Annotated in this window: 23 protein-coding genes and 1 riboswitch; of the genes, 12 read left to right on the forward strand and 11 right to left on the reverse strand. The window is 64.9% G+C overall.

Annotation, left to right across the window (positions count from 1 at the left end; all coding sequences use genetic code 11):
* Positions 1-79 precede the first annotated feature (79 nt).
* Together N687_RS0117345 and N687_RS0117350 are read right to left on the reverse strand one after the other, a co-directional pair.
* Complete coding sequence (locus tag N687_RS0117345) at positions 80-670, reverse strand: DUF6199 family natural product biosynthesis protein (RefSeq protein WP_029423066.1); 591 nt, start codon at positions 668-670, stop codon at positions 80-82.
* 144 nt (positions 671-814) lie between these two features.
* The gene (locus N687_RS0117350) at positions 815-1,801 is read right to left on the reverse strand and encodes an SPL family radical SAM protein (protein WP_081841526.1); all 987 of its coding nucleotides are present in this window, start codon (positions 1,799-1,801) and stop codon (positions 815-817) included.
* A 206-nt stretch (positions 1,802-2,007) separates the two neighbouring features.
* Here N687_RS0117350 and N687_RS0117355 point away from each other — a divergent pair, with 206 nt between their 5' ends.
* Together N687_RS0117355 and N687_RS0117360 are read left to right on the forward strand one after the other, a co-directional pair.
* A complete protein-coding gene (locus N687_RS0117355; protein ID WP_029423068.1) occupies positions 2,008-2,205 on the forward strand; it encodes a hypothetical protein in 198 nt (65 codons plus the stop codon).
* Positions 2,206-2,254: 49 nt separating this feature from the next.
* Positions 2,255-3,277 carry a ThiF family adenylyltransferase gene (locus N687_RS0117360; protein ID WP_029423069.1) on the forward strand — a complete coding sequence of 341 codons (1,023 nt, stop codon included), beginning with the start codon at positions 2,255-2,257 and terminating at the stop codon, positions 3,275-3,277.
* A gap of 49 nt (positions 3,278-3,326) precedes the next feature.
* Here N687_RS0117360 and N687_RS25205 read toward each other — a convergent pair whose 3' ends face one another.
* The 4 genes from N687_RS25205 to N687_RS0117380 form a co-directional block, all read right to left on the reverse strand.
* Entirely contained in the window at positions 3,327-3,461 is a 135-nt protein-coding gene (locus N687_RS25205) for a hypothetical protein (protein WP_269320504.1), read from the reverse strand.
* A 104-nt stretch (positions 3,462-3,565) separates the two neighbouring features.
* The gene (gene mnmA, locus N687_RS0117370; protein ID WP_029423070.1) at positions 3,566-4,678 is read right to left on the reverse strand and encodes a tRNA 2-thiouridine(34) synthase MnmA; all 1,113 of its coding nucleotides are present in this window, start codon (positions 4,676-4,678) and stop codon (positions 3,566-3,568) included.
* Between the two features lie 373 nt (positions 4,679-5,051).
* Positions 5,052-6,653, reverse strand: coding sequence for a malate synthase A (gene aceB, locus N687_RS0117375; protein WP_029423071.1), 1,602 nt, complete (start codon positions 6,651-6,653; stop codon positions 5,052-5,054).
* A 1,205-nt stretch (positions 6,654-7,858) separates the two neighbouring features.
* On the reverse strand, positions 7,859-9,511 hold the full coding sequence (locus N687_RS0117380; protein WP_029423072.1) for an L-lactate permease: 1,653 nt from the start codon (positions 9,509-9,511) through the stop codon (positions 7,859-7,861).
* A 129-nt stretch (positions 9,512-9,640) separates the two neighbouring features.
* On the opposite strand from N687_RS0117380, the gene N687_RS0117385 reads away from it, so the two are divergent.
* The 5 genes from N687_RS0117385 to csb2 all read left to right on the forward strand — a co-directional run bounded on the left by N687_RS0117385 (position 9,641) and on the right by csb2 (position 16,411).
* Complete coding sequence (locus N687_RS0117385; RefSeq protein WP_197029317.1) at positions 9,641-10,963, forward strand: FAD-binding oxidoreductase; 1,323 nt, start codon at positions 9,641-9,643, stop codon at positions 10,961-10,963.
* A gap of 1 nt (position 10,964) precedes the next feature.
* Positions 10,965-12,302 (forward strand): (Fe-S)-binding protein, encoded by a 1,338-nt coding sequence (locus N687_RS0117390; RefSeq protein WP_029423074.1) that lies wholly within the window; start codon positions 10,965-10,967, stop codon positions 12,300-12,302.
* The gene (locus tag N687_RS0117395) at positions 12,299-13,801 is read left to right on the forward strand and encodes an FAD-linked oxidase C-terminal domain-containing protein (protein WP_029423075.1); all 1,503 of its coding nucleotides are present in this window, start codon (positions 12,299-12,301) and stop codon (positions 13,799-13,801) included. Before N687_RS0117390 ends, N687_RS0117395 begins: the two co-directional genes overlap by 4 nt.
* A gap of 10 nt (positions 13,802-13,811) precedes the next feature.
* Positions 13,812-14,597 (forward strand): IclR family transcriptional regulator, encoded by a 786-nt coding sequence (locus N687_RS0117400; protein ID WP_029423076.1) that lies wholly within the window; start codon positions 13,812-13,814, stop codon positions 14,595-14,597.
* Between the two features lie 248 nt (positions 14,598-14,845).
* Positions 14,846-16,411, forward strand: a complete 1,566-nt coding sequence (gene csb2, locus N687_RS0117405) for a type I-U CRISPR-associated protein Csb2 (RefSeq protein WP_051663398.1) — start codon at positions 14,846-14,848, stop codon at positions 16,409-16,411.
* 269 nt (positions 16,412-16,680) lie between these two features.
* On the opposite strand, the gene ric is transcribed toward csb2, so the two are convergent.
* Positions 16,681-17,421 carry an iron-sulfur cluster repair di-iron protein gene (gene ric, locus N687_RS0117410; protein WP_029423078.1) on the reverse strand — a complete coding sequence of 247 codons (741 nt, stop codon included), beginning with the start codon at positions 17,419-17,421 and terminating at the stop codon, positions 16,681-16,683.
* Positions 17,422-17,599: 178 nt separating this feature from the next.
* Between ric and N687_RS0117415 the strand changes: the two genes are divergently transcribed.
* From N687_RS0117415 to N687_RS24075, 3 genes are all read left to right on the forward strand, one after another.
* Complete coding sequence (locus N687_RS0117415; RefSeq protein ID WP_156040201.1) at positions 17,600-18,547, forward strand: NAD(P)-dependent oxidoreductase; 948 nt, start codon at positions 17,600-17,602, stop codon at positions 18,545-18,547.
* Positions 18,548-18,624: 77 nt separating this feature from the next.
* A riboswitch (cyclic di-AMP (ydaO/yuaA leader) is annotated at positions 18,625-18,759 on the forward strand.
* 108 nt (positions 18,760-18,867) lie between these two features.
* Positions 18,868-19,455, forward strand: coding sequence for a hypothetical protein (locus N687_RS0117420; protein WP_035462473.1), 588 nt, complete (start codon positions 18,868-18,870; stop codon positions 19,453-19,455).
* Complete coding sequence (locus tag N687_RS24075; RefSeq protein ID WP_156040202.1) at positions 19,427-19,588, forward strand: hypothetical protein; 162 nt, start codon at positions 19,427-19,429, stop codon at positions 19,586-19,588. Before N687_RS0117420 ends, N687_RS24075 begins: the two co-directional genes overlap by 29 nt.
* On the opposite strand, the gene N687_RS0117425 is transcribed toward N687_RS24075, so the two are convergent.
* The gene (locus N687_RS0117425; protein ID WP_081841529.1) at positions 19,549-20,280 is read right to left on the reverse strand and encodes an HAD family hydrolase; all 732 of its coding nucleotides are present in this window, start codon (positions 20,278-20,280) and stop codon (positions 19,549-19,551) included. The two genes, N687_RS24075 and N687_RS0117425, sit on opposite strands and share 40 nt — an antisense overlap.
* Here N687_RS0117425 and gnd point away from each other — a divergent pair.
* Together gnd and N687_RS0117435 are read left to right on the forward strand one after the other, a co-directional pair.
* Positions 20,279-21,175 (forward strand): phosphogluconate dehydrogenase (NAD(+)-dependent, decarboxylating), encoded by an 897-nt coding sequence (gene gnd / locus N687_RS0117430; RefSeq protein WP_029423082.1) that lies wholly within the window; start codon positions 20,279-20,281, stop codon positions 21,173-21,175. The two genes, N687_RS0117425 and gnd, sit on opposite strands and share 2 nt — an antisense overlap.
* A gap of 44 nt (positions 21,176-21,219) precedes the next feature.
* Complete coding sequence (locus N687_RS0117435; RefSeq protein ID WP_029423083.1) at positions 21,220-21,474, forward strand: hypothetical protein; 255 nt, start codon at positions 21,220-21,222, stop codon at positions 21,472-21,474.
* 30 nt (positions 21,475-21,504) lie between these two features.
* Here the strand turns inward: N687_RS0117435 and N687_RS0117440 are convergent, their stop codons facing one another.
* The 3 genes from N687_RS0117440 to N687_RS0117450 all read right to left on the reverse strand — a co-directional run bounded on the left by N687_RS0117440 (position 21,505) and on the right by N687_RS0117450 (position 24,239).
* Entirely contained in the window at positions 21,505-22,158 is a 654-nt protein-coding gene (locus N687_RS0117440) for a cyclase family protein (protein WP_029423084.1), read from the reverse strand.
* Between the two features lie 83 nt (positions 22,159-22,241).
* Complete coding sequence (gene zwf / locus N687_RS0117445; RefSeq protein WP_029423085.1) at positions 22,242-23,813, reverse strand: glucose-6-phosphate dehydrogenase; 1,572 nt, start codon at positions 23,811-23,813, stop codon at positions 22,242-22,244.
* Between the two features lie 102 nt (positions 23,814-23,915).
* The gene (locus N687_RS0117450; protein WP_029423086.1) at positions 23,916-24,239 is read right to left on the reverse strand and encodes a hypothetical protein; all 324 of its coding nucleotides are present in this window, start codon (positions 24,237-24,239) and stop codon (positions 23,916-23,918) included.
* Positions 24,240-24,323: the final 84 nt, after the last annotated feature.

Below are 24,323 nucleotides of genomic sequence, written 5' to 3' on the forward strand. Positions count from 1 at the left end.
TGTCTGTGAGATCCATCCGTAGGCTATCACGCCCCGGCGGAGACGTCAACCGGCGCCAGGTCTCCGGCCGGCCGAACCGTCAGCCGATGCCGTCCGCCGGAGGGATCGTATCCCAGGCTGTGACCGACACCTCGTCAATCCATTCGTGAAGTTCTGAGCTGTGGGCGGTGAAGGTGGGCGCCAACCGGGCGTCACCGACGGCGATGCCGACTTCGCTGTCCGGGTCCAGCTGAATGAGGGTCGCTTGAAAGCCGTCCTTGCAGGTGATCGTGACGGATCCGAACCCGTGGAACGATCCGGAGTCCGCTTGGAAGCTGTCCGGGGACAGGTCTCGAATGCCCCGATGGAGGGCGTCGAGCTCCTCCGGTGTCGTCTTCACAGCCTGTCCGGAAGACGTCCGGACGGAGGCGATATTGCCGGCGGCCAGGTGGGCCTGGACCGACTGCCAGGAGATGGCGGTGCCCGCCTCAACGCGGTTTTGAACCACGCTCACCAAGAGGACCACTAGCCCGCCGATCCCCGCGAGACTCCCCAGGAAGCGCGACACACCGAGGTATAGGTCGCTCGGTTCGGCATCGCGAAGCTTCCAGCCGATGGACAAGAACCAACAGAATCGCGGAAACAGGGCGTGCACGCCGCCCACGATCAACAGCAGCAATCCGATGCCCAAGCCGGATCACCCCTCGGATGGTCGCCGGTCCGCCAGTTGCCCTGAGCAGCGCGACGTACAGCGGTCCGAACAGGCCTCATCGCTCCTCTGGATGGCCGACGACCCGGCAAACAATGGCCGTTCTGCTCCCAGAATATCAGAAGATTACAATCCGAGGGAGAGTTGGATGCCGGCTTCCGGCAGTCCGGATGCCACCGCTTCCAGGGTCTCCTCCGGGCGGACGGGCGGCGCAGCCTTCGGCGCAACCTTCGGGACCCATTCGGATACGCCGTAGCGGGCGGTGAGGCGGTGGATGCGGCCGAGGAGCGGATCGACATAGGCGGCGGGCGGGTACGCGCGCGTGTACAGACGCCGCAGGGCGGGCAGGTGTTTCGGATAGTGCGCGCCGACGACCGAGAAGAACCACCGCTTGACGTCGGGCGTCAGGCGCAGCACCGACGGGACGACGAAGCGGGTGCCATGGGCGGCCGCCGCCTGGATGACCGCCTCCAGGGCGGGCGTGCTGTCGGTGAGACAGGGCAGGATGGGGGCGAGGAAGATCCCGGCGTTCAGCCCGTGATCGACCAGGCTCTGCACCGTCTCCAGGCGCTTTGCCGGGTGAGGCGTCGCTGGCTCGAGCCGCCGCCAGATGTCCTTATCGAGCGTGTGGACGCTGAGGTGGATGGAGCGGACGTCCATCTCGCGCAACAGGTCGAGATCGCGCAGGATCAGCGGCGAGCGGGTGGTGATGGACACAGGAACCCGGTAGCGGGCGAGCACCTCCAGGCAAGCGCGGGTCCGCTTCGCACGCGCTTCCACCGGCTGATACGGGTCCGTGGCGGTGCCGATGGCGAGCACGCCGATCTCCTCGTGCAACGCCGACAGCCTCCCGCCGTGGCGGCGCAGCATTCGCCGCAGCTGGTCCTCGAGGGCCTCGGCGGCGTTTTCCTTGACGAGGATGTGCGTCCGGAACGAGTCGTCCGCCCCCATGCCGAGGTACACGTGCGTCTCGCGGGCGTAACAGAAACTGCAGCCGTGGGCACAGCCCCGGTACGGGTTGAGCGACCAGCGAAACGGCATGCCGGGGCTGTTGACCCGGTTCATCACCTGTTTGGACGTGATGGGCTCAAACTGCGGCGCGTCCACCGGCATCGGCTCACTTTCCTGAACAGATACGGAACATATGTTCGTATCTGTAGTGTACCACCCGGGGGAAGCGGTATGCAAGGGAGGCCGGCGTGCCCGCGGCGCAGGGACGCCCGGATGGGAAACGCGCGCTGCCCCGGGAAGGGTTGCCCGCCATGGCGTGCGCGCCGCAATGGGACGCGGTAAGATAGAGGCGAACTGGAGGGATTGCGATGACCATCGCGCTCGACGATCTGGAACAGCAGTGCTGGGAGTGCCAGGGATCTGGCCGCCTGCCGGCGGTGGACGGAGAACGGAAGGACGGCGAACGGACGGCCGGCGAGCGGGTTTGCCCCAAATGCGGGGGCAAGGGAGTTGTGTTGACCGCCCTCGGTCAGACGCTGCTGGATTTTATCCGCCGCCACCTCTGACAGGCGGCTGAAGAGGCGATACGGAGGGGATGGGGTGGTGGACGACAGCATGGATCTGCGGCAGGGGCGGTACTCGCGCCAGGTGTTGTTCCGGCCCATCGGTGAGGCGGGCCAGCGGCGGCTGATGCAGGCGAGGGCGGCGGTGATCGGCATGGGGGCCCTCGGTACGGCCATCGCCACGCAGCTGGCGCGCGCGGGCGTCGGGTTCGTGCGCCTGGTGGACCGGGACATCGTCGAGCCGTCCAATTTGCAGCGGCAGTCGCTGTACGATGAGCGGGACGCGGAGGCCGCTCTGCCGAAGGCGGAGGCGGCCGCCGCCAAGTTGAGGCAGGCGAACGGGGACGTGCGGATCGATCCGGTCGTCACCGATCTCACCTGGCGCAACGCGGAAGATCTCTTGGCGGATGTGGACGTCATCCTCGATGGGACGGACAACTTCCAGGTGCGGTACCTGATCAACGACGTGGCGGTCAAGCACGGCATCCCGTGGGCATACGGCGGCGCGGTCAGCTCCTACGGGACAGCGGCGTTCATCCGCCCGGGCCACACGCCGTGCCTGGTCTGCCTGTTCGGGCCGGACCCGGGCGGGGGGCACGACACGTGCGACACGGTCGGAGTGATTGCGCCGGTGGTCTCCATCATCGCGTCCTTGCAGGTGGCGGAGGCGATGAAGTACCTGACGGGCAATGTGGACGCGCTCCATCCGGGGCTCGTGCATGTGGACGTGTGGCACAACGCCTTTCGATCCGTCTCCTTCGGCCCCCGCAGACCGGATTGCCCGTGTTGCGCCGGACGTACATTCGCGTCGCTGGAGGCGCGCACAGACAGCCTGACGGTGTCGATGTGCGGCCGTCACACCATCCAGGTGCGCCCGGAGCGTCCGGGCGTGGGGATGGAGCGGATCGCGGAGCGACTGCGACATGTGGGGGAGGTGCGGATGAATCCGCACCTGCTGCGCTGCGATCTGGGTGCGGTGCAGATCACGCTCTTTCGCGACGGGCGGGCGCTCATCCACGGCACGGACGATCCGGTCGAGGCGCGAAGCATCTACGCCCGTTACATCGGAATGTGACAAGGGGCTGGCTCCCGTTCGGGAACCAGCCCCTGATCCGTGACCGTCTTCAGTAGCCGACGCCAGGCGCCCCAGCCGCGCCGACGCCACCACCATAGTAGCCCGGAACGAGCAGGAAGAACAGGACGAAGATGATCAGAAACACCACCGCCCAACGGGTGTAGCCGCCGAACACTCCGTACATGCGTTTCACCTCCAGACCAAGATGGTCCAGGATATGATCTGGACGATGAACTGGGAGGGGCGCCCGCCTGGGTGAGGAGACCTGTTTTTTCGATCCCGCCTCCGTCACAACAGCCCGTCCGCTGCGCGTTCGGCGCGATCGATGATGCCGCCTCCGAGGCACACCTCCCCGTCGTAGAAGACGACCGACTGGCCCGGGGTGATGGCTCGCTGAGGCTGATCAAAGACCACATGCGCGCGGCCGCCGGACTGCAGATGCACCGTGACCCCCTGGTCCTGCTGGCGGTACCGGAATTTGGCGGTGCAGTGAAATGTCTCCGCCGGGGCGTCGCCGCGGATGAACGCCACATCGGTGGCCCACAGGCCGTCTGCGTACAGGGCGGGGTGATCGTGCCCCTGCACGACGATCAGCACGTTGTTCACCAGGTCCTTGTCTGCGACGAACCAAGGTTCGCCGGTTCCAGATCCGCCGATGCCGAGTCCGTGCCGCTGCCCGATGGTGTAGTACATGAGCCCCTGGTGGTACCCCTTCAGCTCGCCGTCGATGCTGCGGATCTCCCCGGGCTGCGCGGGCAGGTACTGCTGCAGGAACTGGCGGAAGTTGCGCTCGCCGATGAAGCAGATGCCGGTGCTGTCCTTCTTCTCAGCGGTCGGCAGACCGGCTTCCCGCGCCAGGCGCCGAACCTCCGGCTTGGTCAGGTGGCCGATGGGGAATATCGCCCGGCTGAGGGGCTCCTGGCTCAGCATGTGCAGGAAGTAGGTCTGGTCCTTGTTCGCGTCGGCGGATCGCAACAATTCGAACCGCCCGTTCCGCTCGCGCACCTGGGCGTAGTGGCCGGTGGCGAGCCGATCCGCGCCGAGTTCCAGCGCGCACTGCAGCAGCTCCTTGAACTTGATCTCGCGGTTGCACAGCACGTCCGGGTTGGGCGTGCGGCCCCGCCGGTACTCCTCCAGGAAATATCGGAACACGCGATCCATGTACTCGCGCTCGAAGTTGACGCTGTAGTACGGGATGCCGATGTGATCGCACACCCGCCGGACGTCCTCGAAGTCCTCCTCGGCGGTGCAGTGGCCGAACTCGTCGGTGTCGTCCCAGTTTTTCATGAACACGCCGATCACGTCATAGCCCTGCTGCTTGAGCAGCCACGCGGCCACTGAGGAATCGACGCCGCCGGACATGCCCACCACCACGCGCGTCTCCTGCGGGGCTTTCGTCATCGGAATCCCTCCTCTCTGGGTACGGTGGTCGGGCGTGTTGCCCCCATTCGACCTATTATACCGCATCGATGGAGCGTGCCGTCGACACCTCATGTACGCTTGGGCACGGTAGCCCACAGGTCACGGAACGGGGTGTCAATGGGTTACCACCTCGCCTCCGGCATCCCAGGGGCCGACAACACGGCGCACACCGAACCAACGCGAAACGGTCGCCCGCCCCCGATAGGGATGCGGGCGACCGCACCGGCGCGATCGAAATCAGCCGTCCGAGCGTCACACAAACCGTCACGGATATCCGCTTTCACCTGCGCGCCTCACCGATGAGGCTCACCTGTACGCCTCACCGGCATGCCGCTGCGCAGGCTCTCCCAACTCACAGATAGTTGTATCCCGGCAGCGTGAGGAATTCGACGAAATCGTCCGCGGTGGTGATCTCGTCCAACAGGGCAGCCGCGCGCTCGTACTGGCCGCTCGCGAACGCCGTCTCCCCGACCTGCTGGCGGATCTTCTCCATCTCTTCGGCGAGGGTCTGACGGAACAACTCCACCGTCACCTTGCGGCCATCCTCAAGCACGCCTTTCGGGTGGCGGATCCACTGCCAGATCTGGGCGCGGGAGATCTCAGCGGTGGCGGCGTCCTCCATCAGGTTGAAGATCGGCACCGCTCCGGAACCGCGCAGCCACGCCTCGATGTACTGCAGGGCGACGCTGACGTTAATGCGAAGGCCCGCCTCCGTAATGGTGCCCTGGGGCACGGCGACGAGATCCGCTGCGGTCACCTGCACGTCCTCCCGCTTGCGGTGGACCTGGTTGGGGGTGGGCATCAGGCGATCGAAGACCTCCATCGCCACCGGCACCAAGCCGGGGTGCGCCACCCAGGTGCCGTCGTGGCCGTCTTGCGCCTCGCGTTCCTTGTCAGCCCGGACTTTGGCGAGGGCCTCCTCGTTGGCTGCGGGATCGTTTTTGACCGGGATCTGAGCGGCCATGCCACCCATGGCGAACGCGTTGCGCCGGTGGCAGGTCTGGATGGTCAAGAGCGTGTACGCGCGCATGAACGGTACCGTCATCGTCACCTGCGCGCGATCCGGCAGAATGACCTCCGGATGATTGCGGAATTTCTTGATGTAGCTGAAGATGTAGTCCCAGCGCCCGCAGTTGAGGCCGGCCGCGTGATCGCGCAGTTCGTAGAGAATCTCGTGCATCTCGAAGGTCGCGAGGATGGTCTCAATCAGCACCGTCGCTTTGATGGTGCCCTGCGGGATGCCGAGCCGGTCCTGGGCGAAGACGAACACATCGTTCCACAGCCGCGCCTCCATGTGGCTCTCTATCTTCGGCAGGTAGAAGTAGGGGCCACTGCCGCGGGCAATCAGCTCTTTCGCATTGTGGAAGAAGTAGAGCGAGAAATCGAACAAGGCCCCGGACACCGGCTTGCCGTCCAGCAGCACGTGCTTCTCCGGCAGGTGCCAGCCGCGCGGGCGGACAATCAACGTGGCGATCTCGGGCTTCAGCGCATAGTGCTTGCCCTCGGGGCTGGTGTATTCGATGGTGCGGCGAATGGCGTCACGCAGGTTGATCTGACCCTGGATGGTGTTGGCCCAGGTGGGGGAGTTGGCGTCTTCAAAGTCGGCCATGAAGCACTTGGCCCCAGAATTGAAGGCGTTGATGACCATCTTGCGATCGCTGCTCGGCCCCGTGATCTCCACTCGGCGATCCTGCAGGTCGGCCGGTATGGGTCCCACCGTCCAGTCGCCCTCTCGGATATGCTTCGTCTCCGGCAGGAAATCGGGCCATTCTCCCGCGAGCAGCCGCTCTTCGCGTTCCTTGCGTGCCTGCAGGAGCTGTTCGCGCCTTGGCCCGAACCGTCGCTCGACCTCGGCCACGAAGGCGAGCGCCTCCGGCGTGAGAATCTCGGCAAACTCCGGTGTGTACGCCCCTGTGATCTGCATGCCTGGCGGGCAGATGTACGATCCGCTCATTCCTCCGACCTCCCGGAATTATTGGAATCCTCTGCGTGCTGCCAACCAGCGCCTTCGATCCGCGGCCTCGCGGAAGCCCCGGGATCCTCGGGCGGCCCTCTGCCGGAGACTTCGGTTCCCAACGTCGCCATTGGATCCCGCGCCATCCGAGGTCAGGGCTGGTTGGCCCAACCTGTCAGCGCTATCATCATACCATATGGTTGTGTGATGTGAAATACTGTTCTGAATTACGGAACGGGCGGGGCCGATGAGCACACAGGGGGCCGCCAGGCGGAGGGGCAGGGCTCTTGCCCGAACGAGTCTTGCCAGAACGGGTGACGCGCAAACAGGAAAGAAAGGGCCGCTTTCGTCCGGCCCCTCAGGTACAGTCCTTCCCGTTTCCGCAACTGAAAAGTGAACAAGCGTTCGTCCGCCAATGTGCTTCAGTAATGACCATACGGGTGATACCCGTGTCCTGGACACCCCGGATCGACAACCACATTTTTCATCATTGGCTGAACGTAATGCCTCGGCACGTTGACGATGACATGCCTGTTTACCGTCACAACAGGATGAATCACGGGCACTTCGCGCGGAACGTAACAGTCCCGAACCACATACTGTGGATCACACACGATCGGTGGACAGTGGGATGGCCACTGCTGAGCGGGTACATGTGCTGGTGCATAGTGACCTGGGTAGTACGCCTTTTTCTTCTTCTTTTTCATAACCTGTGGCACGCCGTACGGAATGTACTGCGGTTTCGAATGTACAGTCGGCGAATCATCGTAGTGCTTGTGGGTCCCATGCGAATGCGGAGTGGATTCGTACGCATGTTTAGACGCATATCCCCAATGAGATTCTTCGTCGTGCCCGTTGTGCTCCGGGACAGACTCCGATTCGTGTGACGGTGGCTTGTGCCATGGAGACGAGCTGTCCATTGAGTATTTGTGCTTCCCGTAGTGTTCTGTCATGGTGGATACTCACCCCTATCGTGAAGTTACCCCCAATGTATGAACACCTAGTCAGCGATTGTCTTAGTCATTCGGCCATTTTCCGTACGCGGCTTTGTGAAGCTTTGTGAATGAGGGATGAGCACCAGGACGGAGGGTGCCAGAGCATGTGCACCACCAGCGTGGACTGCATGTCTGGCACCCTCAGCATGGTATGTGAGCTCGCGATGCGTCCGTCCCCGGATCTCGTCGCTGCTGACCGACGTCAGTCCGTCACCCCTGCGGGATGGCACCCGGGAAGATGTAGGCGTAGACGCTGGTGATGAGGGCGATGAAGATGACCAAGGCGATGCTGTGTTTGAGCGTGAACCGGTAGAGGTCCCCTTCGCGGCCCACCAGCCCCGTGGCAGAGGCACCCACCGCGATGGACTGCGGTGAGATCATCTTGCCCATGACGCCGCCGGACGAGTTGGCGCCCATCGTCAGGTACGGGCTCAGGTGCAGCTGTTGCGCCGTCAGCTTCTGCAAGCCGCCGAACAGAAGGTTCGACGACGTGTCGCTGCCCGTCAGGAACACGCCGATCCAGCCGAGGAACGGCGAGAAGAACGGGAACAGCACACCCGTTGCAGCCAAGGCCATGGCCATGGTCGCGGACATCCCGGAGTAGTTGAACAGATCGCCGAATCCCACAACCAAAGCGATGGTCAAAAGCGGATAGCGCAGGTCACGCAGGTTGTCGGCGAAGGTGCGGAGCCAATCGGAGAACGACTGGCCGCAGATGAACATGGCAATCACGCAGGCAATCAGGATGGACGTGCCCGTCGCCGCCAGAATGTCGAATTTGTACGTCACCGCCATCGGCGTGGTCTTGGCGACAATCGGCGCCGTCTGCGCGACGAGCTTGTTCAGGTCGGGCCAGTTGAAGATGATGGTCGCCTTGCTGAGGACATTCTTCACCGCGGGCAGTGCCCAAAGGATGATCATGACGCACAGCACCAAGAACGGCGACCACGCGTGGAACACCTGGCGGCCCGTCAGCTTCGTCTCGGCTCCGCGCTCGCGGGTGGCCGCCATCTCCGCCGCACTCGCCTCTCCCTTGAACCGCCAGATCTGCTTCGGCTGCCAGAACCGCAGGAGGATGATGAGGCAGACGATGGAGACGATGGCCGCCAGGATGTCCGGCAGCTCCGGACCGATGAAGTTCGACACCAAGAACTGCGTGATGGCGAAGGACAGACCGCAGGTGAGGGCGGCCGGCCAGACCTCTTTCATCCCTTTCCAACCGCTCATGACGACCATCAGCCAGAACGGAACGAGGATGGACGCGAACGGCAGGATGCGTCCGACCATCTGGCTGATGAGCAAGGCGTCGGCGTGCGCCGAGGCCGCCATGGCCGTGATGGGGATGCCCACCGCGCCGAACGCCACCGGCGCCGTGTTGGCCAAGAGGCAGATGCCTGCGGCGTACAGCGGATCGAACCCGAGGCCGGCGAGCATCGATGCCGCGACGGCCACCGGCGTCCCGAAACCGGCCGTGCCTTCGAGGAAGGCCCCGAAGGAGAAGGCGATCAGCAGGGCCTGGATGCGGCGATCGTCCGTGATGCTGGAGATGGACCGGCGGATGATGTCGAAGTAGCCGGTTCGCTCCGTGATGCGGAAGAGGAACACGGCGGTGAACACGATCCAGCCGATGGGCCAGATGCCGGTGAGCATCCCGTGAATGGTCGCTGAAAGCGCTTTATCGACGGGCATGCGGAACACCAGCCAGGCGTCGAGGATGGCGAGCACCACGGTGAGGGCCGCCGCCACGTGCCCTTTCATCCGGCGGACGGCCAGCGCCCAGAAGAAGAACAAGATGGGGATCAGTGCGACCAGCGCGGACCATCCCAGGCTGCCGAAGACAGGCGTGTAGACTTGGGTGAACAACGTTACGCCCCCTTTTGAATGAATTTGGAATCTCCTTGCGATCTCATTGTATTTGGAAAGTTTGTTCCTTACAATGAAATCGAACTCAATCGGGAACACAATTCTGTCATCCGGAACGGAGGAACCCACTTGACAGCGCTACAGACTCGCATGGCGCCGGAGGACATTTCGGAGATCATCACCCGCTCCGCCGGTGCGATCGCGCAGGTGCAGCCCGATCTGGGGCGGGGCGTCACGGAGGCAGCAGGCCCCGCGGTGTGGGTGGAGCCGCAGGACGAGGCGCAGCTGGCGGAGGTCATGCGGCTTTGCGACGAGCACGGCTGGCGCGTGCTGCCCGTGGGGGCGGGCACCCAGCTCGACGCCGGCTACCCCGTCCCGCGGCCGGAGGTGTGGCTGTCGCTCGCGCGCCTGAACCGCATCGTCGATTATGCGCCGGGCGATCTCGTCGTCACCGTCCAACCCGGTCTGCCCCTGGCGGCCCTGCAGGCGCATCTCGCCGAGCAGCGGCAGATGCTGCCCATCGATCCGCCGGTCGCCGACGAGGCCACCGTCGGCGGCGTCACGGCCACCGCCGCGAGCGGGCCGCGGCGCGCCCTGTACGGGACCCTGCGCGACATGACCATCGCGCTGCGGACCGTCTATCCGGGCGGACGCGTGGTGAGGACCGGCGCCAAGGTGGTCAAGAACGTCGCCGGGTATGACATGACCAAGCTGTTCGTCGGCTCGTTCGGCACCCTGGCCGTCCTCACCGAAGTGACGTTCAAACTGCGCCCTGTTCCCTTGCATCGGGAGACGGTGTTCTTGTTCGGCGATGTCGCCCAGGTGCAGGAGTTGCGCCGGCGCGTGGTCGGATCGCATCTGATCCCCAGCCGCCTCGAGGTCATCGGCGGGGCCTTCGATCCGCCGCTGGTCTCCGGATCCCGTACCTGGACGCTCGCCGTCGACTGCGACGAGAACCCGTCCGCATCCGCCGCCCAGACTCGGCAACTGCTCGCCTGGGCCAACGAGATCGGGATGGAGGCGGAGGTGGTGCAGGGAGACGCCGCCGACCAGGCGTGGGAAGCCTACCGCCGCCAGCTGCTCGCGGGGGAGGTGTGCGTTCGCTTCCAGGCGAAGCCGTCCGCGTTGGCTGGGATCGCCGAGCGGCTGCAGCAGTACGCAGAAGCGAGGGGGTGGACCAGTCGCGTGACCGCGGGGGCCGTCGGCGGCGCCGGCCGCTGGAGCTTCGCGGGCGGAGATGTGTCCGCCTACGCCGAGGCCGTTCGCTTCTGCCGCGGCCAGGCTGCGGAGGAGGGGGGAGGCTGCGTGATCGAACGCGCCCCACTGGCCGTCCGATCCATGGTCGATCCATTCGGCACCGTGCCGGCCACCCAGACGTTGATGGAACAGGTCAAGCGCACCATCGACCCCAACCGGGTCATGAGCCCGGGCCGTTTCGTGGGAGGGATCTGACATGGCGAAGACAGAGCCCGAACTGCTCTCGGCGGGACGGCAGACGGCCTTTCTGTGGCCCGACCCGCCGGAGGAAGACAAGTACTCCGTGTGCGTGCACTGCGGCTTCTGCCTGGAGGTATGCCCCACCTACCAAGAGTGGAAGGACGAGAACCACTCGCCGCGCGGGCGCGTGTTTTTGATCAAGGAGGCGGCCGAAGGGAAGTTGCCGCTGGATGAATCCGTGATCGATCCGGTGTTCACCTGCCTCGACTGCCGCGCCTGCGAGACGGTCTGTCCGTCCGGCGTGCAGGTGGGCGCCCTGATTGAAGAGGCGCGCGGCCAGGTTCACCACGCTCAGCCGAAGACCGGTATGACGGGTGCCATCGAACGCTTCTTCCTGCGCGGGGTGTTCCCGCACCCGAAGCGCCTGAAGGCCCTGCGCGGCCTGATGCGTTTCTACCAAAAGTCCGGACTGCGCACGGCCGCCCGCAAGACGGGGGCCCTGCGCGTGTTGCCCAAGCACCTGCGCGAGATGGAGGCGGTCATCCCGGACATCCAGCCCAAGGCCGCCATCGAAGCGCTGCCCGAGCGCATGCCCGCACAGGGTCAGAAGAAGGGGACCGCGGCGCTGTTCACCGGTTGTGTGATGGACGTGTTCTTCTCCGACGTCAACTGCGCGACGGCGCGCGTCGCCAACCGGAACGGGCTGGAGGTCCTTGTCCCGCGCGATCAGATCTGCTGCGGCGCCCTCCAGGTCCATGCGGGCGACCGCGAGCAGGCGCGCGCGATGGCCCGCCACAACATCGACGTGTTCGAGCGAAGCGGCGCCGACTACGTGATCATCAACGCCGCCGGGTGCGGCGCCGCCCTGAAGGAGTACCCGGAACTGTTCAAGGACGACCCGGTGTACCACGACAAAGCCGTCGCCTTCTCCAAGCGGGTGCGCGACATCTCGGAGCTGTTGGTGGAAGTCGGCTACGAGCCGCCGAGGGGCAAGGTGGAGCGGACCGTCACGTACCACGACGCGTGCCACCTGTGCCATGCCCAGAAGATCCGTTCGCAGCCGCGCGAGTTACTCCGGTCCATCCCAGGCCTGCGGGTGATCGAGATGCCCGACTCGGAGCGCTGCTGCGGCAGTGCCGGCATCTATAACCTGACGCATCCGGAGATGGCGGGTGCGCTGTTGGAGCGCAAGATGGACGACATCCCGGCGGAAGTGGATGCCGTCGTCATGGGGAACCCCGGCTGTATGATGCAGATTCGGGCGGGCGTGCACCGGCGCCAGGCCGACCTCGACGTGCTGCACACCGTGGAGCTGCTCGATCTCGCGTATCAAAAGGAGGAGAAGCAGCGATGAACGACGCCCAACTGGGGCGCGCCCTGACCGAGATCCTCGGCGAGCGGCGGGTCCTGTACAAACCGAACCAGCTGCACGCCTATGCCTGTGACGGCTACACGGCCCGCCAGGCCCTGCCACGGGCGGTCGTCTTCCCGGAGACGACGGAGGAGGTGGCCGCCGTCGTCAAGTTGCTGCACGACAACGACATCCCGTTTTTGCCGCGCGGCGCCGGCACCGGCCTCAGCGGCGGCGCCATCCCGCTCAACGGCGAGGTCATCATCAGCCTGGTGCGGATGAACAAGCTGTTGTCGGTCGACTTCGAGAACCTGCGCGCCGTCGTCCAGCCGGGCCTGGTCAACCTGACGTTGACCAAGCGCATCACCGGGCAGGGCTTCTACTACGCGCCCGATCCGTCGAGCCAGTCGGTGTGCACCATCGGCGGCAACCTGGCCGAGAACGCAGGCGGCAGCCACTGCCTGAAGTACGGTGTGACCACCAACCACATCGTCGCCACGAAGTTCGTGTTGCCGGACGGCAGCGTGATCGATCTTGGCTCCCCGTACGGAGACGCCCCCGGCTACGATCTGCTGGGGCTCGTCGTCGGCTCCGAGGGCACGCTCGGCATCGCCACGGAGATCACCGTGCGCATCCTGAAAAAGCCGGAGGGTGTGAAGACCGCTCTGGCGATGTTCGATCGCGTCGCCGACGCCTCCGACACGGTCTCCGGCATCATCGGCGCGGGCATCATCCCGGCGGCCATCGAGATGATGGATCAGCTCGCCATGCAGGCGGTGGACAAGAGCAACTACCACGTGGGGTACCCCTCTGACATCGAGGCGGTGCTCTTGATCGAGGTGGATGGCCTGGCGGCCGGCGTCGACGAGGTGATGGACAGGGTGGTCGAGATCTGCCGACGCCACCACGTGCGAACGGTGAAAGTGGCGCAGAGCGAGGCCGAGCGGGCCCTGTGGTGGAGCAGCCGGAAGATGGCGTTCGGCGCCACGGGGCGCATCTCGCCCGACTACATCGTGCAGGATGGGGTCATCCCGCGCACGCGCCTGACCGAGGTGCTCCAGCGGATCGCCGAGATCAGCCGCGAGTCGGGCCTGCGCATCGCCAACGTGTTCCACGCCGGCGACGGCAACCTGCACCCGCTCATCTGTTATGACTCTCGGATTCCCGGCGAGACAGAGAAGGCCATCCAGGTGGGTTCGGCCGTCCTCAAGGTGTGCGCCGACGTGGGCGGCACCATCACCGGCGAACACGGGGTGGGCATCGAGAAATTGGAGGAGATGCGGTTCATGTTCTCCGATGACGATCTCGCGGCTCAACTGGCGGTGCGCGCCGTCTTCAACCCGAAGGACTTGTGCAATCGAGGCAAGCTCATCCCGCAGCCGTCCCGCTGTGCGGAGGTGCGCAACGCCCGCCACATCATCGAAGAGAACTGGCAGATCTTCGGCACCTTCCCGGAGCACGCGCGCGTGTTGGGGCCGGACGAAGTCGGAGCGCAGGGCTGAGGTGACAACGGTGGACGATTACACGGTCAAGTCGGTTGACAAGGCGTTTTGGCTGCTGGAAGTGGTCAGCGATCACCCCGATGGGATCGCCATCACCGAACTGGCGAACCGGGTCGGCATGTACAAGAGCACGGTGCACCGGCTGCTCAGCACCATGATGCGCCGCGGCTACATCGAACAGGATCCGAAGACCGGGCGCTACAAGCTCGGATACACGGTGTTGGATCTGGGCATGAAGCTGCTCTCTTCCATTGATCTCCGGCGGGAGGCCCTGCCGTACCTGCAGGAGCTCGCGCATCTGTCGAACGAGGTGGTGCATCTGGCGCTCTTGGACCGGGGCGAGGTGGTGTACATCGACAAGGTGGAGAGCGCCAATACCATCCGCATGCACTCCCGCGTCGGTACACGTGTGCCCGTGCACGCCACGGGCCTCGGGAAGGCCATCCTGGCGTTTCTGCCGCGGCGGGAGGTGCAGGCCATCATCGACCGGTACGGGTTGCCGAAATTGACCGAGCACACCATCACGAACCGCGATGCCTTTCTGCAGTCGCTGCAGGAGACGCGCCGCACGGGCTACGCGTTCGACATTGAGGAGCACCAGGCGGGGGTGTGCTGCGTCGCGGCGCCGGTGTTCGAGCACAGCGGGCGGGTCGTGGCAGCCTGCAGTGTATCCGGCCCCAGCATTCGCATGGGGCCGGACCGGCTGCGCGAGCTGGTGCCGCTGGTGAAAGAGGCGGGTCTGCGCATTTCGGAGCGGCTCGGCTACGGCGATGGGGCCGCGCGGGCGCGGGGATAGGATGGCGTGGAACAGCGGAGGCGGTTGCCCGAAAGGGTAACCGCCTCGGCCTGTGAAAGGGGGGCCGTGAAAAGATTGAGTATCGTAGACATCATGCGAGCAATAACCTGAAATTCGTTTTTACTGTATAGGAAGCCTCACTCAGCGTTGGAAAATTGAACATTGGTTGAGCAGGAAAATGAAGGAGGATGTCGAAAGAAGCATCCATTTCCATCCGGACGGGCACGCGGACTGAAGGAGGGACCGCCGTGATTGGTCTGGACTTTCGGTTTCCCGCCGGCACGTATCATGCGACGCCGTGGGGACGGCACGTGAATGAGGCGGAAGTGGAATGGCCGCCCTCGCCTTGGCGGCTGCTTCGCAGCCTCGTGGCGGCGTGGCATCGGTATCATTTGGCACGAGAATACCCGGAGGCACTTCTGCGCGAGACCATCCTGTTGTTGGCGACAGAGGCGCCGGTTTACGCACTGCCCTCTGCGGTGCACGCGCACAGCTGGCACTACATGCCGGCCCAGGGCGGGGCCACGACGCTGGTATTTCATTCGTTCCTGCGCGTGGCGCAGGATGCCGTCCTCGGTGTGTACTGGCCGAGCCTCAGCGCGACGGAGGAGCAGTTTCATCTGTTGTCCGCGATTGCGAGGTTGCTCGGTGATCTCGGACGGGCGGACAGCTGGGTGCAGGTGCGGGTCGTGCGGGAACCCACGCAGCAGATCAATTGCGGGCCGGCGGGATCGAAGGTTGCCGACGCGTTGATGGCAACGCAGGAGGGTGAGCCGGTACGAATTTTGGCGCCGGTTCCGCCGCAACTGTACGCGGAGCGGATCCTTACAGTACCGCACGACGTTTTTAACGGAGGGGGCGGGCGACGTCGACGGGCGGCTGGGCCCGCAGTCCCCCGCGATCTCTATGAGGCCATTCAGGTGGACACGGGGACACTGCACGCCGAGAAGAGAAACCTGCCAGCCGGAGCGCGATGGGCGGTGTACTATCGGCCGACACTTGACCGTACCACCTCTCGGAACTCTTCCCGAGCAGGCGACGAGTCGCAGACGGAGGTGAACGTCGCCCGTTTGGCTCTCACCAGCCGTGTCAAGCCGCGCATCGAAGAGGCGCTGGATGTGGCCGAGGTGCTTCATCTGGCGTTGGTGGACAAGTGTGGAGAAGGAGCGCCTCTGCTCGTCACCGGGCGTGAGGAGGACGGTTCCGTGAGCGAGCGGGGCCACGAGCACCTGTTTTTGTTGCCGGAGGACGCGGATGGAGACGGGCGGATCGATCACGTCGTCCTGTATGCCCAGGTCCGGTTCTCGGCCGAGGTGGTGCGCGCCATCCAGCAGATCCGCCGGTTGTATACACCGGTTTGGTGGCCCGGCCCTTCGCGGGAGTGGTCGGTCCATCTCGAAGGGATGTTTTCGACGGCAAGGGGTTCGTCCGACACGACCCCGTTGATGGGTACGTCACGCGTCTGGGTGTCCGTCACGCCGTATCTGCACCCTTGGCACAGCAAGCGGAACGGCCGGTTCGGGCCCAAGGAACAGATCGCGAAGGAACTCCGCCTGCGCGGTTTGCCAGAACCGGTACGGATCGAGGCCTTGGAAGCGGTGGAGGTCCGCGGGACGTACGTGCTGCCTCACCGGTTCCGTCGGCTCCGGCACACCAAGCGCCAATACCTGCCCGATATGCGGGGCAGCTTCTGGCGTCTCGAGTTTGACACACCCGTGAGCGGGCCCATCGCCCTCGGTTCCAACTGCCACTTCGGTATGGGGTTGTTCAAACCGGACCTCGCACAGAGCGCGCACCGGGAGGCGGAAAGCTAGCGGGCTGGCCTCGTGCGGCGAGCGGCCGGATGGGTGATCTCACTTTTTTCAATTCCGGCGTGATCGAGTGGAGTACGTCCCCTTCCTGTACGGGGGTTGAGGAGGGCGCGGAATGTACTATCTACCCGGGGGAGGACACTGTGCAGTGCATGAAAAGCGGCATAGAGGTCCGTAGAGCCCATCATTTTGCAGAATTCAAAGTCACAAGCGGGGCCCTCATCCGGGCCCGCTTCGCAGCCTCGTCCGCGCACGCCTGCGTGAAGCCTGCGTCAACCCGCCTGCTGCGTCTGCTTGGCCCGCAGCCGCGGGAAGAGCACGTTGTTCTCCAGGTGCACGTGAAGGAATGTAATGCCTTCGATTTCCTCGAGCTTCTGGAACACGTAGTGGTACGTCCCGCAGCCGTCGGCGGGGACCGAGTAGCCATCGGTGACCTCGCGCAACTCTTTCAGCAGGGTGCCGGTGCGGTCGTGATCGGCCTCCAGCGCTTCGAGATCGCGGACGAGGGCGTCCAGGTCGACGCGCTCCGCAGCCTCATCGGAAGTCTCACCCTCCACGGCACGGGACCACGCGATCACGCGCGGGAAGAGGTTGGTTTCCTCTTCGATGAGGTGCTGTTCGAACTCGGCTTTCAGCTCGTGGAACAGGCGGTGCACCTTTGCGAGCTCAGGGTGGTGGGTGCCGTGCACGCGCAGGATCTTCGTCACCAATTCGCTCATCATCGGCAGCGTGGTGTGCAAATAGGCGTGGTGTTCGTTGACGATGTGATCGACGAGATCGTGCAAGGGCTGTACCGACCAGTCCACATCCTGCTGCGCCCGCTCCTTCGCTTCAGCATATTGCCGGTTGATCTCCGCCGCCAGTTCCTCTACGGAAATACCTTGTTCTTTGGCCGCTTCCGCGAGTGGCCGATGGCCGCCGCAACAGAAATCCACACCATACGCACGAAACACGTTCGCAGCACCAGGAAAGCGGGTGACCACGTCGCCCACGGTGTCTTCAGGTTTGAACATCGTTCATTGCCTCCCCCTGATCGGGACTCGGATGATTCTCCTTTATCATGGTCCACGGCTGTTCCAGAGATTGTGACCGGGGTCACGACCGGTCGTGCAACCAACGGATGACCACCGGATCGAACCCGCATGGAAGATAGACGTATGAGGCAGCAGGGGGATGCGTGGCGCGTGGCGAATGAATGCTACGGAAAAAGCAACGCGGGAACCGCCCGCGGGACGGGCACGCGGAAAGGAGTGGCGAGCGTTGGCATTGACCCCGGAGAACACGACGATTGGCTTCATCGGCACCGGCGTCATGGGCAAGAGCATGGCGCGCAACTTGATGAAAGCGGGCTATTCGCTGGTCGTGTACAACCGAAGCCGGGAGAAGGCGGAGGAATTGATCCAGGAGGGGGCCCGGTGGGCGGAGGGCATTCCGGAGTTGGCCGGACAGGTTCAGGCGGCCATCACCATCGTCGGGTATCCGAAGGACGTCGAAGAAGTGTACCTGAGCGACCACGGGCTCGTCCGACACGCAAAACCGGGGACGTACCTCATCGACATGACGACATCGACGCCGTCGTTGGCCGAGCGCATCTACCAGGAGGCCAAGGCACGTGGTCTCCATGCCCTGGATGCGCCAGTGTCCGGCGGGGACACGGGCGCCCGCAACGGGACCCTGACCATCATGGTGGGAGGAGACGAAGACGCGTTCGCGGCCGTGCAGCCGATTCTCGCGGCGATGGGCAAGAACATCATCCTCCAGGGCGGCCCGGGTGCCGGGCAGCACACGAAGATGTGCAACCAGATCACCATCGCGGCGAACATGATCGGCGTGAGCGAAGCGCTGGCATACGCCGTCAAAGCGGGGCTGGATCCGTTCCGGGTCCTCCAGAGCATCGAGGCGGGGGCGGCCGGCAGCTGGTCGCTGAGCAATCTCGGCCCGCGCATGCTGAAAGGCGACTTCGCACCCGGGTTCTACGTGAAGCACATGATCAAAGACATATCGATCGCGCTGGAAGAATCTCGCCGCATTGGCCTCGACACGCCCGGCTTGGCGCTGGCCAAGTCGCTGTATGAGAAGCTGGCCGCCCAGGGCGGCGCTGAAGACGGCACGCAGGCGCTGTATAAGCTGTACGAGTGACGCGGCCAAGAGTGCCTCAATTCCCACATGGGGCTTCACAAATTCCGACGAGTATGATAAAATCGTCTGAAACTGAATCTCATTTTCCGCTGAATTCCGCAAGGAAGCGGGGGACCCATTTGGTTGGGGTGAATCCGGCGCTCTGCCGGTAGGGCTAACCTCTTCTGGCCCGAACCCGTCAGCTAACCTCGTAAGCGTGAGAGAGGAGAGTGTGCCATGGTGCACTGTGCGCGTGTTCCGACTCGTCCCCCGCAGGCGTGAGGCCTGACGGGGATTTTTTGCTGGGCTCACGAGTCAAACCGAACCCTGGGGGGATGGAGATGGAGCGTCTGTCTACGGCCATGCAGGAAGCCGAGCAGCACCTGGTTTGGATGATGGCCGAGGAGCAAGTGTCGGGCGAATACTACCTGGCCGCCGTCGTCCAGGATTCGTTGGTGTTCTCGTTGCACGAATTCGCGGACGCGCTCGATCTGCCGCAGGTGGCACACTTGGCGGCGGAGATGGCCGTGCGCAGCGCACTTCGGATGGTTGGACGTCATCGCTTCGCGGTGCATGAGGCGGTGCGCGGCACGTACCACGCCCTGATCAATCTCGGGGGCGACGCCACAGTGATGGCCGTGCCCGTGGCGACAGGTGCCCTGCGTGCGTTGGATGGGGTGCCGGAGGCGGAAGGGGCCCTTTGGTCCTCCGCCCGTCCGGGTTCCCAGGGAGCTTCTCCGCTCACCGCCGATCTCGCCGCCGCCGTCGTGTCGGGCCTGTGCGCCGCGGCGGACGATCTCGGCATCGACGATCGGCGCATCCGCGCCATGGCGGTCCATTTGGTGTCTCACTTGGGAGCAGACCACCTTGCGCCCGGCGCGGTGTGGAGGGGGGAGAGCGATGGATCCGCAGCGGAATCCTGCGTCTGAATCCCGTCCGGAGCTGTCCAAGCTCCTGCGCGACGAGTCCATCGCCGCCCGCCTCAAGGAGTTGGCCGAGGCGGCCCGCCGCCGAACGCACGCTCAGTCCGGAAACAATGACAACAGTTCGCGCAGGTCGTGAATCACGGCCTGCGCTCCTTTGAGTTCTCCGGGATCGCCGAACCCAAACCGGCATCCGATGGCCGGGATGCCCGTCCTCTTGGCCGCTTCCACGTCCGACTTTCGGTCGCCGATCATCCAGGCCCCCTCGCGACCAAACCGCTGCACATGGCGGGCCAGGATGTCCGCCTTGTTCCGCCCGCCAATGCCCCCGAGGCAGAGGGGGTCGGTGAAATAGTGCCCGATGTCCTGCGTCGTCAGGACCGCTTCCAGATAGGCCTGGCCGCAGTTGCTCGCCACCGTCAGGGTGTGGCCGCGATCACGCAGCGCTTCCAGCACATCCCGCGCGTGCGGGAGCAGCACATCGGCGTGTCCCATCGCGTCACAGATAAAGCGTTCGCTCAGCTCAAAGGCAGCTTTCCGCTCCTCCTCGCCGGCGTCCGGCATGAGCATTCGCCAGATCTCCGCATCCGGCATGCCAAAGGTCTTTCGCATCACGTCTTCACTGGGGACCGGGGTGCCCGGAAAGGCCGCAAGGGCCCGCCGAAACGCGGGCAACACCAGGTTTGATGTGTCCACCAGCGTCCCGTCCAAGTCGAATATGAGGATAGCCATGGTTACAGTATAATCGAAACGGACGCGGCTTTCGCCGACGACACGGCGAGCGACCTGTATTGGCTTTCGCCGACGACGAACGGATGGAGATGGCAGCATGCGGCTTGGACTGATTGGCCTTGGCAAGATGGGATTTCATCTGGGATTGAATTTGATGGAGCACGGCCATGAGGTGGTGGCGTACGATCTGTCGTCCGACGCGATCCGCCGGTTCGTGGAAGCGGGCGGCCGCGGGGCGGCGTCGGTGGCCGAATTGGTGGACAGTCTGCCTGCGCCCAGAGTGGTCTGGCTGATGGTCCCGCAGGGCAAACCGGTGGACGATCTGTTAGCGGAGATCACGCCACGCCTCGCGCCGGGCGACATCGTGATCGAAGGGGGCAACTCTCACTACCAGGACTCGGTGCGCCGGGCCGCCGAGCTGAAAGAGCTGGGCATCCACTTCCTCGACGTCGGCACCTCGGGGGGCATCGAGGGGGCTCGCCACGGGGCGTGCTATATGATCGGCGGCGATCCCGATGCCTTCGCGCAGGTGGAGGTGCTCTTCCGCGACACGGCCGTGCCGGGCGGGTACCTGTACACAGGCCCTTCGGGAAGCGGCCATTACGCGAAGATGGTCCATAACGGGATCGAGTACGGCATGATGGCGGCCATCGGGGAGGGCTTCGAGATCCTGGAGAAGAGCCGCTACGACTACGATTTTGCGGCGCTGGCCCGCGTGTGGTCGAACGGCTCGGTCATCCGCGGCTGGCTGATGGAGCTGACCCAGCGCGCCTTCGAGAAGGACCCCAAGCTCTCCGGGATCCGTGGGGTGATGCACTCCTCGGGCGAGGGCAAGTGGACCGTGCAAGAGGCGTTGGAGCTGCAGGCGGCGGCGCCGGTCATCGCCTTGTCTCTGCTCATGCGTTACCGTTCGCTGGAGGATGACACATTCACCGGCAAGGTGGTCGCGGCGCTGCGCAACGAGTTCGGCGGCCACGCGGTGGAGCGGGCCTGACGGCCCGCCGTCGGGCCGATCATCTTCGGGGAGGGGGAACCGCCGTGATTGTCGGATTCGGTTTCGGTAATCCGCTGACCGCGCTGCTGATGCTCATCGCGACCAGCTTGATCAGCTACGGGCTGTGGCGCCTCGTCTCCGGGAACCGGCCGCCGCGGGACCCCGAGGAACGGCGGGAGCAACTGCGCCGTTACTACATCGAGCAGCGGCAGATCGCCCGCCGCATGGCGCAGGAGTATGACATCAGCGACGAGGAGATCGAGCGGCGGATTGAGGAGGAACTCAGGCGAGAGCGTTGACCCGAGAAACTCGGCCGGAGCACTGTGGGCTCAGGCCGGAGCGCCCAGCGACTCTCCGGGCCCCAGTTCCAGAAGGAGGGCGCGCGCCGGCGCAGCGTCCGTCCCCAAGAGGCGCAGCGGCGCCGCCACCAGCCAATAAGATTTCGCCTCGACCCCCGCCAATCTTAGCCCCTCGATAATCACCACCCCGTGTTCAAACAGCACCTTGTGCGTCTCGTGGCCGGGCTGCGACCGCTCGATGCCGAGCGCATCGATGCCGACGCCGCGCACGCCCGCCTCTGCCAGGAAACGCGCCCCGTCTTCGGCCAGGTACACGAACGCCGGGTCAAACCCTTCCACGTCCGAGTTTCGCGTCTTCAATAAGACGAACTCCCCCGGCTGAATGGCGTGCTTCTCCAGGTCTGCCCCGGTGATGCCGCCCTGAACGCCGGTGAGGTCGATCACGCGGCACGGCCCGAGCCATTGCGTCAGCGGGATCGTCTCCAGGGTCGCCCCTCCCGGGATCATGTGCAGAGGAGCGTCCACATGGGTGCCCGTGTGCGCGTCGAGGCTCACGCGCGTCTCGTGCGCACTCCCCGTCGTAAAGTCGGACGTCACCTGAAAGCTCGGCTGCTTTTCCGGTTTGTTCTTGTACACCGGCATCCCTTCGTAGATGGGCGCCGAGATGTCGATCACGCGCGGCATACGTCTCCTCCTTCCATACACGGCCCATTCACCGGCGGGGTGCTCGGCGGGTCGTGTGCGGCCTCGGGGGCTTGTCCCGGCGTTCAGACGCCCACCGGGCGCGCCGGATGATGCTCTGGCTCCACTTCGTCTACCGGCGTGTCCTGGCCCTGCACCGGCCACCAGCGAAAGCCGTCCTCCGCCAGCAGGCGGTCGCTGGCCGTCGGGCCCCAGGAGCCTGCCGGATACAGGTGCAGCGGCGTGTCCTCGCGGGTGAACGCGGCGGCGATGGGATCGACAAATTTCCACGCCAGCGAGACCTCGTCCCAACGGGTGAAGAACGTCGAATCCCCCTGCATGGCGTCCCACAGGAGCCGTTCGTAGGCCTCCGGTGAACGGTCCGGCGCCTGGCTGAACTCCATGGCGATGGGGACGATGCGCTCGTCCGTCCCCGGATGCTTGGCGTTCAATTGAATGTACACGCCCTCCTGCGGATTGACGCGGATGACCAGGAGATTGGGGCCGAGACGGCCGCCCGTGTTGAAGTAAAGGTCCTTCGGCATGTCCCGGAACTGGATGACGATCTCCGTCGCCTTGGCCGCCATCCGCTTGCCGGTGCGCAGGTAGAAGGGCACCCCGGCCCAGCGGAAGTTGTCGATGTACAGGCGCGCGGCGACGAATGTCTCCGTGATCGATCCCGCCGACACCCCGGGCTCCTGGCGGTAGCCGTGAACGTCCTGGCCTTGGATTCGGCCAGCCGTGTACTGGCCGCGCACCACGTGGTGCACCGCCTCCTCCGGGCTGTAGCGGCGCAGGGAGCGCAGGACCTTGACCTTCTCGTCGCGAATGGCCTCCATCTTGAGGCGGCTCGGAGGCTCCATGGCCACCATCATCACCATCTGGAGCATGTGGTTCTGGACCATGTCCCGCAGGGCGCCGGCGGCCTCGTAGTACCCGGCGCGGTTCTCGACGCCGACTGTCTCGCTCGAGGTGATCTGGACGTTGGCGATGGCCCGGTTGTTCCAGAGGGGTTCGAACACCGAGTTGGCGAAGCGCAGCACTTCGATGTTCTGGACCATCTCCTTGCCGAGGTAGTGATCGATCCGGTAGATCTCGTCCTCCTCGAAGACCTCCCGCAGGGCGTCGTTGAGGGCGGCGGCGGACTTCTGATCGTGCCCGAAGGGCTTCTCAATGACCAGGCGCCGCCAGCCTGCGGTTGCGGTCAGGCCGCTCCCGCCGAGGGCTCGTGCCGTGGGGGCGAAAAAGTCCGGCGCCAGCGCCAGATAGAACAGGCGGTGTCCGGGCAAGCCGTGCTCGGATTCCAGGGCTTCGGCCCGCGCGCGCAGCCGCGCGAAATCCTCCGGACGGCGCGCGTCCGCCTGGACGTAGTGGAAGTGGCGCAGGAAGGCCGGCCAGTCCTCTCCGGCGTCGGCGTTGCGGCCAAAGCGCAGCACGGCCTCCCGCACGAAGGACCGAAAGGTGTCGTCCGTGAGATCCGCGCGCGCCACGCCGATCACGCAGAACCGTTCCGGCAGACGCTTGTCCACAAACAGGCTGTGCAGGGCGGGCAGGAGTTTGCGCTGGGCGAGATCGCCCGTCGCACCGAACAAAAACAGCGTATGCGCAGGTGCCTGACCGTCCGGGTCAAGCACCGGCGCCTGAAGGTCAACGGACATGCGGCAGTCATCCTTTGCAGCAGTTGATGGGCCCGTACCGGCACACGCTATCTTATTCTACCCGCACCCATGCCGCTGCACCAGGGAGATCTTCACTTTCCTCTACAGTTCGGTGACTTCCTGCACCACCCAGATGCCGCGCGGCCCCTGCCGCTGCGGTTGGTACAGCTCCACCAGATACACGCAGTCCCGGTGGCGCACCCGTACCACCGCGTGCATGAGGCCGTCCCCGGCATCGCGGTACTGTTCCACGAAGGTGTACACGTCCTGCGGGCGCAGGCCGAGATGGCTGGTTCCGACCACCTGCGCGGTGCGCACGGGGCTGAGACGCCACAGGTTCTGCCCGGCGTCGGCCGCGCGTTGGATGCGGTCATAATCTTCTCCGGGGATCTCGACGCGTCCGGTCACCACCTCTGGACACGGCATGAAACCCCTCCTTTCGCCGCAAGGCGCTTGGGTTGTGCTACAGTGTATGTGTTCGGGCTTGGCAGAAAAGTCGGGCACCCGCCC

This window comes from Alicyclobacillus macrosporangiidus CPP55 (assembly GCF_000702485.1).
In the GTDB taxonomy this organism is placed as follows: Bacteria; Bacillota; Bacilli; order Alicyclobacillales; family Alicyclobacillaceae; genus Alicyclobacillus_H; species Alicyclobacillus_H macrosporangiidus_B.